General features: G+C 74.7%; 14 protein-coding genes and 1 pseudogene. 6 read left to right on the top strand and 9 right to left on the bottom strand.

What is annotated here, in order from left to right; all coding sequences use genetic code 11:
- Positions 1-11: 11 nt before the first annotated feature.
- The 3 genes from ACZ7DE_RS16740 to ACZ7DE_RS16730 all read right to left on the bottom strand — a co-directional run bounded on the left by ACZ7DE_RS16740 (position 12) and on the right by ACZ7DE_RS16730 (position 3,350).
- Positions 12-1,415, bottom strand: a complete 1,404-nt coding sequence (locus ACZ7DE_RS16740; RefSeq protein WP_470761757.1) for a PTS transporter subunit EIIC — start codon at positions 1,413-1,415, stop codon at positions 12-14.
- A 16-nt stretch (positions 1,416-1,431) separates the two neighbouring features.
- Positions 1,432-2,367, bottom strand: a complete 936-nt coding sequence (gene murQ / locus ACZ7DE_RS16735; RefSeq protein ID WP_470761756.1) for an N-acetylmuramic acid 6-phosphate etherase — start codon at positions 2,365-2,367, stop codon at positions 1,432-1,434.
- A gap of 89 nt (positions 2,368-2,456) precedes the next feature.
- Positions 2,457-3,350: a MurR/RpiR family transcriptional regulator gene (locus ACZ7DE_RS16730; protein WP_470761754.1), complete on the bottom strand. Its 894-nt coding sequence runs from the start codon at positions 3,348-3,350 to the stop codon at positions 2,457-2,459.
- A 55-nt stretch (positions 3,351-3,405) separates the two neighbouring features.
- Here ACZ7DE_RS16730 and ACZ7DE_RS16725 point away from each other — a divergent pair, with 55 nt between their 5' ends.
- Both ACZ7DE_RS16725 and ACZ7DE_RS16720 read left to right on the top strand, forming a co-directional pair.
- A complete protein-coding gene (locus ACZ7DE_RS16725) occupies positions 3,406-3,786 on the top strand; it encodes a hypothetical protein (RefSeq protein ID WP_470761753.1) in 381 nt (126 codons plus the stop codon).
- Between the two features lie 7 nt (positions 3,787-3,793).
- Positions 3,794-4,066 carry a DUF4031 domain-containing protein gene (locus tag ACZ7DE_RS16720; protein WP_470761752.1) on the top strand — a complete coding sequence of 91 codons (273 nt, stop codon included), beginning with the start codon at positions 3,794-3,796 and terminating at the stop codon, positions 4,064-4,066.
- Here ACZ7DE_RS16720 and ACZ7DE_RS16715 read toward each other — a convergent pair.
- From ACZ7DE_RS16715 to ACZ7DE_RS16705, 3 genes and pseudogenes are all read right to left on the bottom strand, one after another.
- Positions 4,056-4,850 carry a hypothetical protein gene (locus ACZ7DE_RS16715; protein WP_470761750.1) on the bottom strand — a complete coding sequence of 265 codons (795 nt, stop codon included), beginning with the start codon at positions 4,848-4,850 and terminating at the stop codon, positions 4,056-4,058. The two genes, ACZ7DE_RS16720 and ACZ7DE_RS16715, sit on opposite strands and share 11 nt — an antisense overlap.
- 112 nt (positions 4,851-4,962) lie before the next feature.
- Positions 4,963-5,457 (bottom strand): annotated as a pseudogene (locus tag ACZ7DE_RS16710) (GNAT family N-acetyltransferase); the annotation flags it as partial.
- A 29-nt stretch (positions 5,458-5,486) separates the two neighbouring features.
- Complete coding sequence (locus ACZ7DE_RS16705; protein WP_470761748.1) at positions 5,487-6,131, bottom strand: HD domain-containing protein; 645 nt, start codon at positions 6,129-6,131, stop codon at positions 5,487-5,489.
- Between the two features lie 88 nt (positions 6,132-6,219).
- Between ACZ7DE_RS16705 and ACZ7DE_RS16700 the strand changes: the two genes are divergently transcribed.
- Positions 6,220-6,930 (top strand): copper homeostasis protein CutC, encoded by a 711-nt coding sequence (locus tag ACZ7DE_RS16700; RefSeq protein WP_470761747.1) that lies wholly within the window; start codon positions 6,220-6,222, stop codon positions 6,928-6,930.
- Here ACZ7DE_RS16700 and ACZ7DE_RS16695 read toward each other — a convergent pair whose 3' ends face one another.
- The gene (locus ACZ7DE_RS16695; RefSeq protein WP_470761745.1) at positions 6,931-8,982 is read right to left on the bottom strand and encodes a HelD family protein; all 2,052 of its coding nucleotides are present in this window, start codon (positions 8,980-8,982) and stop codon (positions 6,931-6,933) included.
- Positions 8,983-9,260: 278 nt separating this feature from the next.
- Here ACZ7DE_RS16695 and ACZ7DE_RS16690 point away from each other — a divergent pair, with 278 nt between their 5' ends.
- Positions 9,261-9,440, top strand: a complete 180-nt coding sequence (locus ACZ7DE_RS16690; RefSeq protein WP_470761743.1) for a hypothetical protein — start codon at positions 9,261-9,263, stop codon at positions 9,438-9,440.
- 97 nt (positions 9,441-9,537) lie between these two features.
- Positions 9,538-9,897, top strand: a complete 360-nt coding sequence (locus tag ACZ7DE_RS16685) for a hypothetical protein (protein ID WP_470761741.1) — start codon at positions 9,538-9,540, stop codon at positions 9,895-9,897.
- 25 nt (positions 9,898-9,922) lie between these two features.
- Here ACZ7DE_RS16685 and ACZ7DE_RS16680 read toward each other — a convergent pair whose 3' ends face one another.
- Positions 9,923-11,569, bottom strand: a complete 1,647-nt coding sequence (locus ACZ7DE_RS16680) for a DNA repair helicase XPB (RefSeq protein WP_470761739.1) — start codon at positions 11,567-11,569, stop codon at positions 9,923-9,925.
- A 183-nt stretch (positions 11,570-11,752) separates the two neighbouring features.
- On the opposite strand from ACZ7DE_RS16680, the gene ACZ7DE_RS16675 reads away from it, so the two are divergent.
- On the top strand, positions 11,753-12,307 hold the full coding sequence (locus tag ACZ7DE_RS16675) for a hypothetical protein (RefSeq protein WP_470761737.1): 555 nt from the start codon (positions 11,753-11,755) through the stop codon (positions 12,305-12,307).
- Positions 12,308-12,349: 42 nt separating this feature from the next.
- Here ACZ7DE_RS16675 and ACZ7DE_RS16670 read toward each other — a convergent pair whose 3' ends face one another.
- On the bottom strand, positions 12,350-14,998 hold the full coding sequence (locus tag ACZ7DE_RS16670; protein WP_470761736.1) for a helicase-associated domain-containing protein: 2,649 nt from the start codon (positions 14,996-14,998) through the stop codon (positions 12,350-12,352).
- Between the last annotated feature and the right edge of the window lie 30 nt (positions 14,999-15,028).

Here is a 15,028-nt window from a genome sequence, read left to right as displayed (position 1 = left end):
CCATCCTCCTCTCAGGAACCGTGCGCGTCCCGGGCCGCGGCCGCCGCCGTCAGCCCGCCGAAGGCGTAGGTCGCGGCGAATCCGACCGCGTACCCCGTCAGCAGCCCGCCCGCGTAGATCGCCGCCGTCGCGCCCAGCCCCCGGTTCCCGTCCAGCAGCGGGAACAGCGCCCAGCCCGACGGGCCGATCGCCGTCGCCCCCACCCGGTCGCCGAGCATCGCGAAGAACCCGACGAACGCCCCGCCGGCCGCGCCGCCCGCGCACGCGGTGAGGAAGGGACGGCCCAACGGCAGCGACACCCCGTAGATCAGCGGCTCGCCGACGCCCAGCAGTCCGGCGGGCAGCGCCGACCTGATCGTCGTGCGGAGGGACCGGTCATGGCGCAGCCGGACGTACACCGCCATCGCCGCGCCGACCTGGCCCGCGCCCGCCATCGCCAGGACCGGCAGCAGCACCGTGTAGCCCTGCTGCTCGATGAGGGTGGCGTGGACGGGGATGAGGGCCTGGTGCAGGCCGAGCATCACCAGCGGCAGGAACAGGCCGCCCAGCACGAGACCGGCGAACGCGCCCGTCGTCGCCAGCAGCCAGTTCGCCGCCGCGCCGATCGCCGAGGACACCGCGCCGGCCGCATACATCAGGCCGTACAGCGTGCCGAGGCCCGCCACGAGGACCGTCAGGGCGGGGGTGAGGAGCACGTCCAGCGCTTCCGGCACCCGGCCGCGGCACCACTTCTCGACGCGGGTCGCCAGCAGCGCGGCCGCCAGCGCGCCGAGGACCCCGCCCTGACCGGGGGAGAGCGTCACCCCGAACGCCGTCACCTTCGCGACCCCCGGGTGGACGACGATCGCCGCGACCGCGCCGCCCAGGACCGGAGTGCCGCCGAACTCCTTCGCCGTGTGGTAGCCGACGAAGACGGCGATCAGGGCCATGAAGCCGGAGGCGACGGCGGTGAGGGCGGGGGTGAGGCCCGGCAGCCAGCCCGCGTTGAGCAGCAGTCCGTTGACGCCCGCGAGGATCCCGCAGCCGATGAGGGCGGGGATGAGCGGGACGAACACGGCGGCCAGCCGGCGCAGACCGGACTTGAACGGGGTCGCGTTGCTCCGGCGCCGCTCCTCCCGCAGTTCGGCCCCCCGCGCGCCCAGCGCCTCGGCGGTGGACGGCCCGGCGACCAGTTTCTCGAACTCGGCCGTCACCCGCGCCACCGCACCCGGCCCGAGGACCACCTGGTAGGAGTCGCCGGCCACGACGAGCCCGAGCACCCCGGGCACGTCCCGCAGCGCCTCCTCGTCCGCGCGGGACGGATCGGCGAGGCCCAGTCGCAGCCGGGTCATGCAGTGGGCGACGGAGGTGACGTTCGCGGGGCCGCCGACCAGCGGCAGGATCGCGGCGGCTGTGGAGGAGGAGTCGATGCGCACCCGTCGAGCGTGCGGCTCAGTCGCCCGCCGCGGCGAGCGCGGCACGCAGATGTCCCCCGGACTCCTCCAGAAGGCGGGCGGCCGTCGGCCCGTCCACGCCGGCCAGCACCACCAGGACGGCGTTCTTCACCTCGCCGCCGGTGGCCGCGAGGGCCGCGTCGACCGCGTCGTCCGCCGCACCCGTCGCCAGGGCGACGATCCGCCGGGAGCGGGCGCGCAGCTTCTCGTTCGAGGCGCGGACGTCGACCATCAGGTTCCCGAAGGTCTTGCCCAGCCGGATCATCGTCACCGTCGAGATCATGTTCAGCACCAGCTTCTGCGCCGTGCCCGCCTTGAGCCGGGTGGAGCCGGTGAGCAGTTCGGGCCCCACGACCACCTCGATGGCGTGCTCGGCCGCCGCGGCCAGCGCACTGCCCGGGTTGCAGGCCAGAGCCACGGTGAGCGCGCCCCGGGAGCGCGCGTACTCCACGGCGGCCACGGCGTACGGGGTGCGGCCCGAGGCGGAGACGCCGACCACGGTGTCGTCGGGTGTGAGGGAGAGGGCGGCGAGGTCCGCCTCGGCGAGTTCCCGGGAGTCCTCGGCGCCCTCCACGGACGTCGCCACGGCCCGCGGCCCGCCCGCGATCACCCCGACGACCTGGCCGGGCGCGGTGCCGAAGGTCGGCGGGCACTCGGAGGCGTCGAGCACGCCGAGCCGCCCGGCGGTGCCGGCGCCGGCGTAGACGAGCCGCCCGCCGCGCGCCATCCGTTCGGCCACGGCGTCGACGACGGCGGCGATCCGGGGCAGCTGTGCGGCCACGGCGGCGGGCACGGTGGCGTCCTCGCCGTTCATGAGCCGGGCGATGTCGACGGTGGGCAACCGGTCGATCTCGGCGAGGTCGGGACGGAACGCCTCGGTGGTCAGCGTCTCGAGCGCGGCGCGCAGTTCCTGGGGGTCTGGGCTGGAGGTCATCGGCAGAACGCTCTCTTCCGGTGCGGGGCGGGGCGGCTGACGTCCGGGGTCACGGATCCGTGCCCCCGGCGAACGGGCACCCCTACGGTCTACCGGTGCCGGTGGGCCAACGCCTCGTACGACGCGGCCAGCGCCGGCGCGGCGGTCGTGTACGTCCGCTGGACCACCCCCACGAACAGGCAGTCGACCACCAGGAGCTGGCTCGTGCGTGAGGACATCGCGGCGGGCCGCAGCTCGCTCTCCCGCGCGGTCGACGTGGTCAGCACGTGGTCCGCGTACCGGGTCACCGCGCTGCGCGGCCGCCCGGTGATCGCCACGGTCGTGGCTCCCCGCCCGAACGCCGTCCGCAGGGGTTCGATGACGTCCCCGGTGGCCCCGGAGTGCGTGACGGCCACGGCGACGTCGCCGGCGGCGAGCTGCACCGCGGTGGTCACCGCGAGGTGGGTGTCGCTGTGGGCGTGGGCGACGATCCCTATCCGCAGCAGCTTCTGGGCGAGGTCCTGGGCGACCAGCCCGGACGCCCCGACGCCGTACACGTCGACGCGCCGCGCGGCCGCCGTCGCGGCGACCGCCGCGCCGAGCTGGACGGTGTCGAGGGCGGCGGCGGTGTCGGCGAGGGTCTGCCGCTCGTCGTGGGCGAGTTTGGCGACGACGTCCGCCAGCGAGTCGTCGACCGCGATGTCGGTGGTGAGGGCGGGCGCCCGCCCGGACTGCCGGTGGGCGGCCAGCCCGGCGAGGGCGAGGCGCAGGCCGCGGTAGCCCGGATAGCCGAGGAGACGGGCGGTGCGTACGACGGTCGCCTCGCTGGTGCCGGTGAGTTCGGCGAGGCCGGTGACGGTGAGCGCGGCGCAGCCGGCCGGGTCGTGGGCGACGGCCTCGGCGACGCGCTGCGTGGAGCGGGTCATGGAGGGGGCGAGCGTGCGGACCTTGGCGGCGAGGGCGGCGGGAGCAGGGCTGAAGGTTTCCTTCACGTCCTTGGGCACGGGGGGAACGTATTTTCCGGTCGGGGACGGGTCAAGAGTGCGCACAATAGGAGGCATGGACCCCATCAGCCCCCTGGAACGAACACTGCACGCGGCGCGCGCCCTCGTGCTGGCCGACCTGGCCTCGGGCGAGGTCGCCGCGGCGGACGTGGTGTCGATGGTCGAGGAGTCCGTCGTGCAGCGCCGCTGGTGGGTCGAGCAGTGGCCGGAGGGCGCCGCGTACGTGGCGGGCCTGGTGGCTCAGGACGTGCAGGACGCGCTGCTGGAGCGGTACGGGCGCTGGCCGCTGTGCCCGGTCTGCGGTTCCGGCGATCCGCACGCCCTCGACGTCGAGCCCGAACTCGGCCCCGACCCGCACTGGGTGTGCCACAAGGCCGGTGTGAAGGTCGCCTCGGTGGGCTCGCTGGGGGCGGCCCTGGGCGGCACGTCGTCGTGAGGCGCGCATGACCGTCTACATCGACCCGCCGAACTGGCCGGGGCACGGCCGGATGTGGTCCCACCTCGTCAGCGACGTCTCGTACGCCGAACTGCACGCCTTCGCCGAGCGGTCGGGCGTCCCGCGGCGCGCCTTCGAACGCGATCACTACGACGTCCCGTCGCATCGCTACGCCGAGCTGGTGGCGGCCGGCGCGGTGGAGGTCGGCAGCCGTGAGGTGGTCCGGCTGCTGACGGCGGCCGGCCTGCGCAGACGCAAGGGCGGCGACGTCAGTCGGTGAAGACCGGCTCCATCGTGTGCCACCAGGCGACGAGACCGGCCCGGTCGGTGCCGCTGATCTGGACCAGCGCCGGGCGGTCGTAGTAGCTGCACAGGAAGACGTACTGCCCGGCCTCCGACAGGAAGCAGACGACGTCCCCCGCGGAGTCCCCGGTGTTGTTCTCGCGCCAGGTGCCGTACACGCCGGTCTCGGTCTCGCAGTTGCCCGGCCGGAGACGGCCGGCGTAGGACTGGAAGACGACGTCTCGGTCGTACTTGGTCTCGTACATGACGACGCTCGCCTTGCCGGCGCCCGGCACGCCGTACGCGTCCGCGGTCGTCACGGTGCAGTACAGGGCGGCGTCCGCGCCCTGCCATTCGGTGTGCGAGCAGCTCTCGCGCGACCACTGGGCGGTGTTGAGCGAGTCGCGCAGCTCGTGCTCGGCGCCGGTCAGTCCGTCGGAGCCGCCCTCGTCGCCGGAAGCGCCGTCGTCGGGCGTCCCGCCGGAGCCGGGGGCGTCGGTGGGAGCGGGACCGGAGCTCATCGGCGAGGCGGTCACGGGCTCGGGGCTGGGGTCGGGCTCGGGGCCGGGGCTCCAGGGGGAACCGGAAGGCGAACCGCCGCCTTCCGTGCCGCCCCCGCCACCGTGGGAGGACTGGTACAGCCCCGCCAGCGCGAGCAACGAGCTGACGACGACCCCGATGACGGCCCATCGCACGCTCTGCCGGGCCAGCCGGTGGGTGTCGGGGTCGGGCCGCGGCGGATCGGGCGGCACCGGTGGCGTGGACGGGCCGTTCCTGCTCATGACGCTCCCCCGTTTCCCCCGGCGCACGCGACCGCGTGAGGCACGGCCGTGCCCGAATTATCCGAAGCGGGGGACCGGCCGCGGGAGGCGAAGGAACGAAGATCGGCCCCGGCTACGTCAGGTGAGGTCGGCCGCGCAGCTCATACGCGTATTCGCCCTCGCCTTCGCCGACCCTGACGAAGCCGGCCCGTTCGAGCACGGCCCGGGAGGGGGCGTTGGCGTGTTCGACGACCGCGAACAGGCGTCGCACGTCGTCGCGTGCGAACGCCCAGTCGGCCAGCGCGCGCAGCGCCTCGGTCGCGTAGCCGAGACCGCGGGCGGCCTCCACGAGGTCGTAGCCGATCTCCGTGCGGCCGTCCTCGTCGGGAGCGGCGTGGAAGCCCATGCTGCCGACGGCCCGGCCGTCCGCCCGCCGCACGAGGACGTAGAGGCCGAACTCCGGTCGGTGCACCCCGGACACGTACGCCTTGACCAGCATTCCGGCGGCTTCCCGGGTCCCCTCGAAGGGGCCGCCCCCGAGCCATTCGAAGCCCCCGCCGCCGCCCGCCCGCAGGCCGGCGGCGGCGCTGGGGGAGACGCCTTCGAGGGTGAGACGTCCGGCGGGGATGCGCGGGGCGGGGATGGGCGGGGCGGCTGTCATGAGGTCAGCAGCTCCAGCTCGCCCCGCAGGTTGTAGCGGGCGGTCTCCTCCCACCGCTCGCTGCCGTACGGCGTCCTGAACAGCCTTGGCAGGGCAAGGAGTTGACGCAGGACGTCCGCCCGGCCGACGCGGAAGGCGTCGTTCGGGACGAAGTGGTACTCCTCGCGGACGGCGGTGGTGTAGGCGGCGTACGCGGACGGCGGCGCGGCCAGGATCGCGAGGTCGGCGTCGCACAGGACCTGCCCGTCGGGGTCGTCGTCGGCCGGGTCGTGGGTGACGGTGAGCCGGACCAGCCGGGCGACCTCGGCGGTCCGCTCCGGCCCCACCCCGGCCTCGGGCAGGGCGCGTTCGGCGAGCCGGGCGGAGCGCTCCTCGTTCTCGGAGCGGTCGGGCAGGTAGACGGCGTCGTGGAACCAGGCGGCCAGCCGGACGACGTCCGGGTCGGCGGCGTGCGCCGCGAGCACGTCGACGCGGTCGAGGACCTCGGTGAGGTGGGTGAGCGTGTGGTAGCGGCGCTGCGGCTCCTGCCAGCGGGCGAGCAGCGCGTCGGCGTAGGGCGCGGGGTCGGGTCCGCCCGCGGGGGCCCGGGCCCCCGTCAGGGCGTGGCTGAAACGGGTGCGCAGGGCGTCGAGATCGGCCATGCCTCATTGTCGCGCCGACCGGCGTAAACTTAAATTGGACTAGACCTGTAGCCGAAGAGCGTCGATGAACGCCGACGAATGGGGTCCCATGAGCAAGCGTGCAGTTCTGGAGGTGATCGCCCTCGGCCCCGAGGACGCGGTCGCCGCCCAGGCCGGAGGCGCGGACCGCCTCGAACTGGTCACCGACATGGCCGCCGACGGGCTCACCCCGACGGTCGCCGCCCTCACCGGGATCCGAGCCGCCGTCGACCTCTCCCTGCGCGTGATGATCAGGCTCGCCGACGGCTTCGCGGCCGGCGCCGCCGAAGACGTCGACCGCCTCGTGCGCACCGCCCACACGCTGCGGGAGGCCGGCGCCGAGGAGTTCGTGCTCGGCTTCCTCGACGCGCAGGGCGCGGTGGACCTGGCCGCCGTGGAGCGCGTCGTCGCCGAGCTGGACGGCTGCCGCTGGACCTTCCACCGCGCCCTCGACCACGCCGCCGACCGCGACGCCGTGCGCAAGCAGCTGGACGGCCTGCCCGGGCTGGACACCTACCTCACGGCCGGTTCCGCGGCCGGCGTCGACGCCGGGCTCCCCACCCTCCTCGCCGAGGCGGCGCGCCGCGCCGAGCCCGGCTACGAGCAGCAGCTCCTCGTCGGCGGCGGCCTGCGCCTCGACCACGTGCCCCTCCTGCGGTCCGCCGGCCTCGACGCCTTCCACATCGGGGGCGCGGCCCGCCCCCTGGGCTGGACCGGGCCGGTCTCGGAGCAGGCGGTACGCGCGTGGCGGCGCGCGGTGGACGACGAACGGGCGGAGTAGTCAGCCGAGCTGGGGCGGCAGGGGGGCCGTGTGCGTCACGATCAGCCCCGACACCGCCCGGGTCAGGGCCACGTACAGCCGGCGCAGACCCGTTCGCTCGTCGGGCTCGCCGTCGACCACCGCCCGGGGCTCGTCCAGGACCACGTAGTCGTACTCCAGACCCTTGGCGAGGGAGGCCGGGACGAGGGTGAGGCGGCTCTCGGCCGTCGTCTCCTCGCCGGGGGACAGATGGGGGACGCCGGCCGCCGCCAGGGCCTCGGCCAGGGCCGGGATCCGGGCGTCGGCCGCGATCAGACCCGTCGAGCCCTCATGGCGCAGAGACTCCTCGCACGCCGCGACGATCTCGGCGTCCCCGGAGACCGGCCGCAGGTCGAAGAAGCCGGGGTTCTCACGGACCGACGCGACGGGAGCGAGCCCCGGGGCGATGTGCGGCAGGAGGCGGGAGGCGTAGGCGATGACGTCCGTCGGGACGCGGAAACCGGCCGTCAGCTCCTCGACCACCGCGTCCGCCTTGCCCAGGTGGGCGAGGGCCTCCTGCCAACTCCGCGTCGCCCAGGGAGTGGTGCCCTGCGCGAGGTCGCCCAGCACGGTCGCCGACCCCGTCGTGCAGCGGCGGCCGACCGCCCGGTACTGCATCGGGGACAGATCCTGCGCCTCGTCCAGGACCACATGGCCGAGGGAGTGCGTGCGCTCGACGAGGTCGGTCGCCTCGTCGATCAGCACCGCGTCCGCCGCCGACCACCTGGCCGACCTCACCGACCGCACCGGCTTCGCCCACAGGATCGCCTTCTGCTCGTCCTCGCTCAGCACGCCCCGCGCGTGCGTGGCGAGGAACTCCGCGTCGGTGAGCAGCCGCAGCACCAGCTTCGCGGGTTCGACGACCGGCCAGACCTGCTTCACGGCCGCCTTGACCGCGCTGTTGCGGGCGACGGCGTCCTGCACCCGGTCGTCCGGGGCCTCGCCCGAGCGCTCCATCTGCACCAGCACGGCGTGCGCGATGCGCTGCGGCAGCGCATCGCGGGCCGCGCCGTAGCGGATGTCCCGCTCGAGCAACTCGCCGACCATCTCCTGCAGTTCGTACGCGGCCACCCGCCAGCGCCGGGATCCGCGCACGACGACGACGGGCTCGGCCGGCATGCCGACGTGCGCGTACAGCGCCCGGCGCAGCACCTGCGCCATCCTCGCGTCGCCCTTGACGGTCGCCGCCGCCGCGTCGTCCGCGCCCCGCACCTCCACATGGGCCACCAGGTCGTCGACCGTGCCCTGGCGGACCGTCAGCTCTCCGAGCGCGGGCAGCACCTGCTCGATGTAGTGCAGGAAGGACTTGTTCGGCCCGATGACCAGCGTGCCCGTGCGGGCGAGCCGCTCACGGTGGGCGTAGAGCAGATACGCCACCCGGTGCAGACCGACGGCCGTCTTCCCGGTGCCCGGCCCTCCCTGGACGCAGACCGTCCCGCCCAGCCCGCTGCGCACGATCTCGTCCTGCTCGGGCTGGATGGTGGCGACGATGTCGCGCATCGGGCCGACACGCGGCCGCTCGATCTCCTGCTGGAGCAGCTTGCTGGTGGCGGCGGCCTCGGTGGGGTCGGAGAGGTGCTCGTCCTCGTACGCCGTGATGTCCCCGCGCGTGTAGCCGAAGCGACGGCGCAGTGCCACGTCCATCGGATCCTTCTTCGAGGCCCGGTAGAACGGCTGCGAGACCGGCGCACGCCAGTCGATGACCATCGGGTCGCCGTCGGAGTCGTGGACGTGCCGCCGTCCGATGTAGAAGCGCTCGCCCTCGGCCCCCTCCGCCCGGTCCGCGCCGGGGGCGTGCAGGTAGTCGAGCCGGCCGAAGAACAGCGGGGTGTCGCTGAGGTCGGCGAGCGCCTTGATGCGCTCCCCGATCTGGCGCTCCAGGATCTGCGCGTTGACCCAGTTCGCGGTCACGTCGCTGATGTCGAGGGCCTCGACGTCCTCGCGCATGGCGCGCAGGGCGGCGCGCGAGGAGGAGAGGTGGGAGCGCTCGCGGGCGAGCGGGTCGTCGTCGACGGGCGTGGACGGCGTGGACAAGGGGGTGCCTCCGGGCCGGCTCAGGGGGTGCTGCGGTGAGACCGTCCGGTTTCCGTCCGGACGGCGGCGCTCCGGCGAGGGAGGCGGGCAAGAGCGGAGATTGTAGGTGAACGCCGCGGACGGACGCCAACGGATTTCCCGCCCGCGGCCGCGGCCCCCTACGGGGTTGCCCTCCTTCCCGCAGGGGAGACTCCACCCCCCGGGAATACTCAGGTAGTACACGGATCGGGGACCTGGGACCGATGCCCTCCTTACGCCGCGGATCCCATCATGGAGACATGAGTGCAGCGACCCTCACCCCAGCCCCCGGTCGCCCGTCCGGAGCGACCCCCCTGTCCGACGGGCACCACCACCGCCTCGGCGACGCCCTGCGCGCGATCAAGGTCTTCGCCGTCGCCGCCTTCGACGTGATCATCCTCGGCGAGTACGGCGAGGAAGCCGGCGTCCACCGCAGATGAGCCGCCGCGGCCCCGGCCCGGTGTGAGTACCCGCCGGCGCCCGGATGAGTATCCGAGCCCATGCCCGGCGCCCCTCCCCGACGGTTCACTCGGGGACATGACGACACCGCACCGCCCGCCCCACGACCACCGGGACCCCCGCGCCCGGGTGGCGCCCCTCGTCGCCACGGTCCTGCTCGTCCTGCTGTCCCCGTTCGCCTTCCTCTTCGGCTGCCTGTCCCCGATGGCCACCGACGGCTGCGGCCCCGACCACTGCTCCTCGGCGCTGACGACGTCACTGACCCTGATCTACGTGCTCCTCGTGTACGGCGGGCCGTTCACCCTCGTCGCGTACGTCGCCATGTGGGCCCTGCCGCGGACGCGGCGCTGGGCGGCCCTGCGGGCATGGCTGGCGGCCGCCGCCGTACTGCCGCCGGCCGCCGTGCTGCTGCTGGTGTTCACCCTGCCCGCGCCGTAGACCGCGGCGGGCAGCGCTCAGGCCCTCAGGCCCCCTCGGCCAGCAGTTCGTCCGCGTCCATGATCCGGTACGCGTAGCCCTGTTCCGCCAGGAACCGCTGGCGGTGCGCCGCGAAGTCCTGGTCGAGGGTGTCCCTCGCCACCACCGAGTAGAAGTGGGCCTGGTGGCCGTCCGCCTTCGGCCGCAGGACCCGCCCGAGGCGCTGCGCCTCCTCCTGCCGCGAGCCGAAGGTGCCCGAGACCTGGATGGCGACCGTCGCCTCCGGCAGGTCGATCGAGAAGTTGGCGACCTTCGACACGACCAGAACGCTGATCTCGCCCTCCCGGAACGCGTCGAAGAGCTTCTCGCGCTGCGCGTTGGAGGTCTCGCCCTTGATGACGGGCGCGTTCAGGTGCTCGCCCAACTCGTCGAGCTGGTCGATGTACTGCCCGATGACCAGGATCTGCTGGCCCGCGAAGCGCCGGACGATCGCCTCCGTCACCTTCCGCTTCGTCGCGGTCGTCGCACAGAAGCGGTACTTCTCCTCCGCCTCGGCGGTCGCGTACGCCAGCCGCTCGGAGTCGGTCAGGTTCACCCGGACCTCCACGCAGTCCGCGGGCGCGATGTAGCCCTGCGCCTCGATCTCCTTCCACGGCGCGTCGAACCGCTTCGGCCCGATCAGCGAGAACACGTCCGACTCGCGGCCGTCCTCGCGGACCAGGGTCGCGGTCAGGCCGAGGCGCCGACGCGCCTGCAGGTCCGCCGTGAACTTGAAGACCGGCGCCGGCAGCAGGTGCACCTCGTCGTAGAGGATGAGCCCCCAGTCCCGGGAGTCGAACAGCTCCAGGTGCGGGTAGACGCCCTTGCGCCGGGTCGTCAGCACCTGGTAGGTCGCGATGGTGACGGGCCGGATCTCCTTGCGCGTCCCGCTGTACTCGCCGATCTCCTCCTCGGTCAGCGACGTCCGCCTCACCAGCTCGTGCTTCCACTGCCGGGCGGAGACGGTGTTCGTGACGAGGATCAGCGTGGTCGACTTCGCCTGGGCCATCGCCCCGGCGCCGACCAGGGTCTTGCCCGCGCCGCACGGCAGGACCACGACCCCGCTCCCGCCGTGCCAGAAGTTCTCCACCGCCTGCTTCTGGTAGGGCCGCAGCGCCCAGCCGTCCTCGGCGAGCTCGATCGGGTGCGCCTCGCCGTCGACGTACCCCGCGAGGTCCTCGGCCGGCCAGCCCAGCTTCAGCAGCGTCTGCTTGATCTGCCCGCGCTCGGAGGGGTGCACGACGACGGTGTCCGGGTCGATCCGGGCGCCGACCAGCGGAGCGACCCGCTTGGAGCGCAGGATCTCCTCCAGCACCGGCCGGTCGGTGGTGGTCAGCACGAGGCCGTGCGCCGGGTGCTTGCTGAGCGTCAGCCGGCCGTAGCGGTCCATCGTCTCGGCGATGTCCACCAGCAGCGCGTGCGGCACGGGGTAGCGGCTGTACTGCACCAGCGCGTCCACGACCTGCTCGGCGTCGTGTCCGGCGGCCCGCGCGTTCCACAGGCCCAGCGGGGTCAGCCGGTAGGTGTGGATGTGCTCCGGCGCACGCTCCAGCTCCGCGAACGGCGCGATGGCCCGGCGGCAGTCGTCGGCCTGCTCGTGGTCGACCTCCAGGAGCAGAGTCTTGTCCGACTGGACGATCAGCGGTCCGTTCACGTACGCCATCCCTTCCGCACGGGCCAAACCTCCAGTGTGCCGTACGGCGTGCCGAAACGGAGGGCCGCTGTCCGGCCGCGGGCCCGGGGGAGCGCTCCCGCCCGCCGGGCAACCCTGCACGCCTTCCGGGTGTCTGACCGGGGGAGCAGCGCGATGGGCGCGACGCGGTGAGGAGTTCACGGTATGTCGGTCCTGTCGTTCCGCAGAGGCGCGGCCGGCGTCGGAGCAGCGGCGGTGCTGGCGGCCACGGGAACCTGGGTGATGTGGCCCGCGGACGTCGACGAGGAGCTGTGGGCCCAGGTGCGGCCGGTGATCGAGGCCCGCACCGCGGCGGAGTCGCTCGGCGGCGGACTCGGCGAGGACGGGTCCGCCCGCGAGGCGCGCTGGTTCTGCCAGGCCGAGGCGGTCGAACTGGAGGAGCACGCCGGCGACGTACGGGCCGGCGTCAACACGCTGTGCGTGGCGTACGGGGTGCGGAACGACAGCCTGGTGGAGTGCAGCGCGGGCCAGTATCCGCAGGTTGTGCGGCTGCAGCGGGACGACGCGGCCGACGGCGGCTACCGGGTCGTGGCGCGGGAGGAGCCGCCGGACGGCGAGGGGTACGAGCGCTGGACCCGGTCCCGCTTCGGTGTCTTCGGCAGGTCCTCCCTCCGGGACCCGATGTCCTCCGCCGGGCTGGAGAGCCGGGCCCGCGCCCACTTCGGCCTGCCCGCGGACGCCTCCGTGGGGGAGTGCTGAGCGCAGCGGCCGGGGCGCGGGCGCCGGGGGCGCCGGGCGCGGTCAGTCGTCGGCGAGCTCCGCCACGCCCGTGATCCGGTGCAGCGGGTACGTGCGGACCTCGTCGGCCGTGTGGTCGTACGCCGTCACGAAGCCGCCCTCCACCCGGACCGGGGCGATGACCCGCTGGCTGGCGGCGCCCTCGGCGTTGACGTAGCCGATCCACAGGGCCTCGCCGGTCAGGACGGCCGCCTGCATCGTGGCGAGCGTCTCGGCGGAGCTGGTGCGGGGGAGTTCGCCGGGGGCGAGCGGGGCGGCGTCCTCGACCGGTTTGCGTGGCGCCGTGGCGGCCAGGTCGCCGGCCCGGATGGCACGGATCGCCGCCGTCAGGAGGGTGCCCTCGGGCACCGGAGGTCCGTCCGGCACCGGCTCGGGGGCCGTGCGCGGCGGGGTGCGGTGGGCGTGGGCGCGGGTGATCAGGACGTCGCCCTCGGCGGACTCGGCGGCCGGCGCGAAACCCATCGCGCGCAGCCCGTCGAGGAGCGTCGCCGGGTCGGCCTGGGCCGCGAGCACGGTCGGCGCCAGCCGGCGCAGACGCAGGGCGACGGCGCGCTTGTCGGCGAGGATCTCGTTCAGCATCGTCTCGTCGTCGCAGCGCACGTACGCCGAGGCCGCGCCCACCCGCAGATGGCCGTGCCGGCGTGCCACGTCGTCGATCAGGTACGCCAGCGGCTGCGGCACCGGCGTGCGCGCGTGCTCGGCGAGAAAGGCGTGCAGGTCGGATGCGCTGCGGCCGGCGTCCAGGGCCCGGCGCACCGAGCCGGGCGTGAAGCGGTAGACGGTCGCGCCGCCCTTGGACTCGACGTCCGCGAGGACGCTCAGCACGTCGGCCAGCGGGCGTCGCAGCGGGCCGGGGGCGACCGCGGTCAGGTCCGCCTGGAGCAGGACGTGGTCCAGCGGCTCGGGCAGCAACGGGGTCAGCAGCCGGGCGGCGGCCGCGGTGGCCACGGCCTGCTCCGGGGGTGAGAGCGGGGTCGCGTCGGGGACGGCGGACCGGTGGTGGGCGGGCAGCTTGTCGCCGGGGCCGGACGGCGCGGGACCGGCCGCGGCCGCGTCGACCGCCGGCTTCGCCGCGGCCCTCGCCCCCAGCAGCGCCCGCCCGTGCGCCGACAGCGCGCCCCGGCCGGTCACGCCCAGCAGCTCGGCCTCGGTCAGCGTCCAGCGGGCGAGCCGTGAGCGCAGGTCGTCGTCGTGGCCGTCCCGAGAGCCGTGAGCGCCCGGGGAGCCCTGAGTGCCCTGGTGACCCTGCGGAGCCTGGTGACCGGGGGAAGCCTGAGCGCCCGGGGAGCCCTGCGGCCCGCGCAGCGGGCGCTCCCAGCGCAGCCGGGCCAGCACCGCCTCCGCGTCCGGCGCCGCGCCCTCCGGCAGCCCGGCCAGCAGCGTCAGCACCCGGTGACGCACCTCGGGCGCGGCCGACCGGTCCAGGCCCGGACCCAGCGCCGACAGCGCCCGCTCCTTGAGGTCCCGCCCGCCCACCACCCCGGACGTCCGGGTCGCCGCCAGCCACGCCTGCGCGAGCTGCGCCCACCGCTCGGCCGGCGGCCGCTCCAGCCACTCGTCGTACTCAGGGGTCGCCGCGTACCGCTCGTCGGCCTCGCCGTCGGAGGCCAGCAGACCGGCCGCGTACGCCAGTTCCACCCAGAACGCGGCCACCGGCTCGGACACGTCCAGCGCGACGGCCGTCCGCTTGAGGTCGCGCACGCTCAGCCCGCCGGCCCGCAGCACCGCGGGACCGCCCTCGTCCCACTCCTTCAGCAGTTCCTCGACCGTCGTCAGCGCCGTGTACGCCTGCCCGGCCGCCGTCGCGTCCACAACCTGTGGACGATGCGTCACGAGCGGCTGCACGGCGGGCGGCACCGGCTCCACCGCGCGGTGGGCACGGCCCGCCCGCAGATGCAGGGCGACCTCGCGGGGCAGCACGACGGTCCCCGGCGCGGTCGGCAGCAGCAGCCCGCGGTCCAGCAGCCAGCGCAGATGCGCCGCCGGATCGGCCGTCACCTGCCCGTACGGCGGCCCCCACACCAGCCGCTCCAGGACCTCGAGCGAGCCGGCGGGCGCCTTGGCGAGCAGGGCGGCCATCTTCCTGCGGTGCGAGAAGAGGGAGGTGAGCGCGGAGACGGCGGACACCGAGTCATGCGTGGACGGCAGCCCGGCGGTCGCCACGATCTCCTGGATCCGCCCCGGCGACATGCCCGCCGTGGCCTCCCGCACGCTCGGCCCGAGCCCCGTCGGGGACGGGTGCTGCGGGGACGGCGCGAGCAGCTCGCGAGCGGTGCGCACCAGACGCAGGCGGTCGTCGGCGCCCCAGACCAGCGCCTGTGCGCGCAGCGCCGCCAGGGCGCCGGGGAGCGCGGCGGCGACGGCCGGGTCGCGGTCGTCGCCGGCCATCAGCCCGAGCAGCTCGTCGTGGCCCGCCGGCTCGCCGGCCACGGCCAGCGCCTCCGCGGTCTGCAGTGCGAACCGGTCGAGCCGCTCCAGCGCGCGCACGACGGAGGCACGGGTGCCGGCCCGGGTGGCGAGCTGGGTGAGGTCCGTGGGGACCGGCGTGATGAGATCGGGGCGGGCGCGCAGAAGCGCGGCCAGGAAAGCGTCGTCCCGGGCGCGGAGAGCTTCCGCCAGGGAGCGGGGGGCCGGCGGGTCCTCGGTGCTCATCTTGCCCACGGTAGCGGGTGGCGTCCCTGG

Source organism: Streptomyces sp. NPDC037083 (assembly GCF_055606485.1).
Note: the sequence above shows the minus strand (reverse complement) of the source record. Positions and strands in the feature narration are given on the sequence as shown.

Coding starts and splice junctions, on each gene's coding strand:
- ACZ7DE_RS16705 (WP_470761748.1), bottom strand. CDS start 6,131: ATGGCCGATCTCGACGCCCTGCGCACCCGTTTCAGCCACGCCCTGACG.
- ACZ7DE_RS16670 (WP_470761736.1), bottom strand. CDS start 14,998: ATGAGCACCGAGGACCCGCCGGCCCCCCGCTCCCTGGCGGAAGCTCTC.
- ACZ7DE_RS16700 (WP_470761747.1), top strand. CDS start 6,220: ATGAGCAAGCGTGCAGTTCTGGAGGTGATCGCCCTCGGCCCCGAGGAC.
- ACZ7DE_RS16715 (WP_470761750.1), bottom strand. CDS start 4,850: ATGAGCAGGAACGGCCCGTCCACGCCACCGGTGCCGCCCGATCCGCCG.
- murQ (WP_470761756.1), bottom strand. CDS start 2,367: ATGACCTCCAGCCCAGACCCCCAGGAACTGCGCGCCGCGCTCGAGACG.
- ACZ7DE_RS16720 (WP_470761752.1), top strand. CDS start 3,794: ATGACCGTCTACATCGACCCGCCGAACTGGCCGGGGCACGGCCGGATG.
- ACZ7DE_RS16675 (WP_470761737.1), top strand. CDS start 11,753: ATGTCGGTCCTGTCGTTCCGCAGAGGCGCGGCCGGCGTCGGAGCAGCG.
- ACZ7DE_RS16725 (WP_470761753.1), top strand. CDS start 3,406: ATGGACCCCATCAGCCCCCTGGAACGAACACTGCACGCGGCGCGCGCC.
- ACZ7DE_RS16690 (WP_470761743.1), top strand. CDS start 9,261: ATGAGTGCAGCGACCCTCACCCCAGCCCCCGGTCGCCCGTCCGGAGCG.
- ACZ7DE_RS16685 (WP_470761741.1), top strand. CDS start 9,538: ATGACGACACCGCACCGCCCGCCCCACGACCACCGGGACCCCCGCGCC.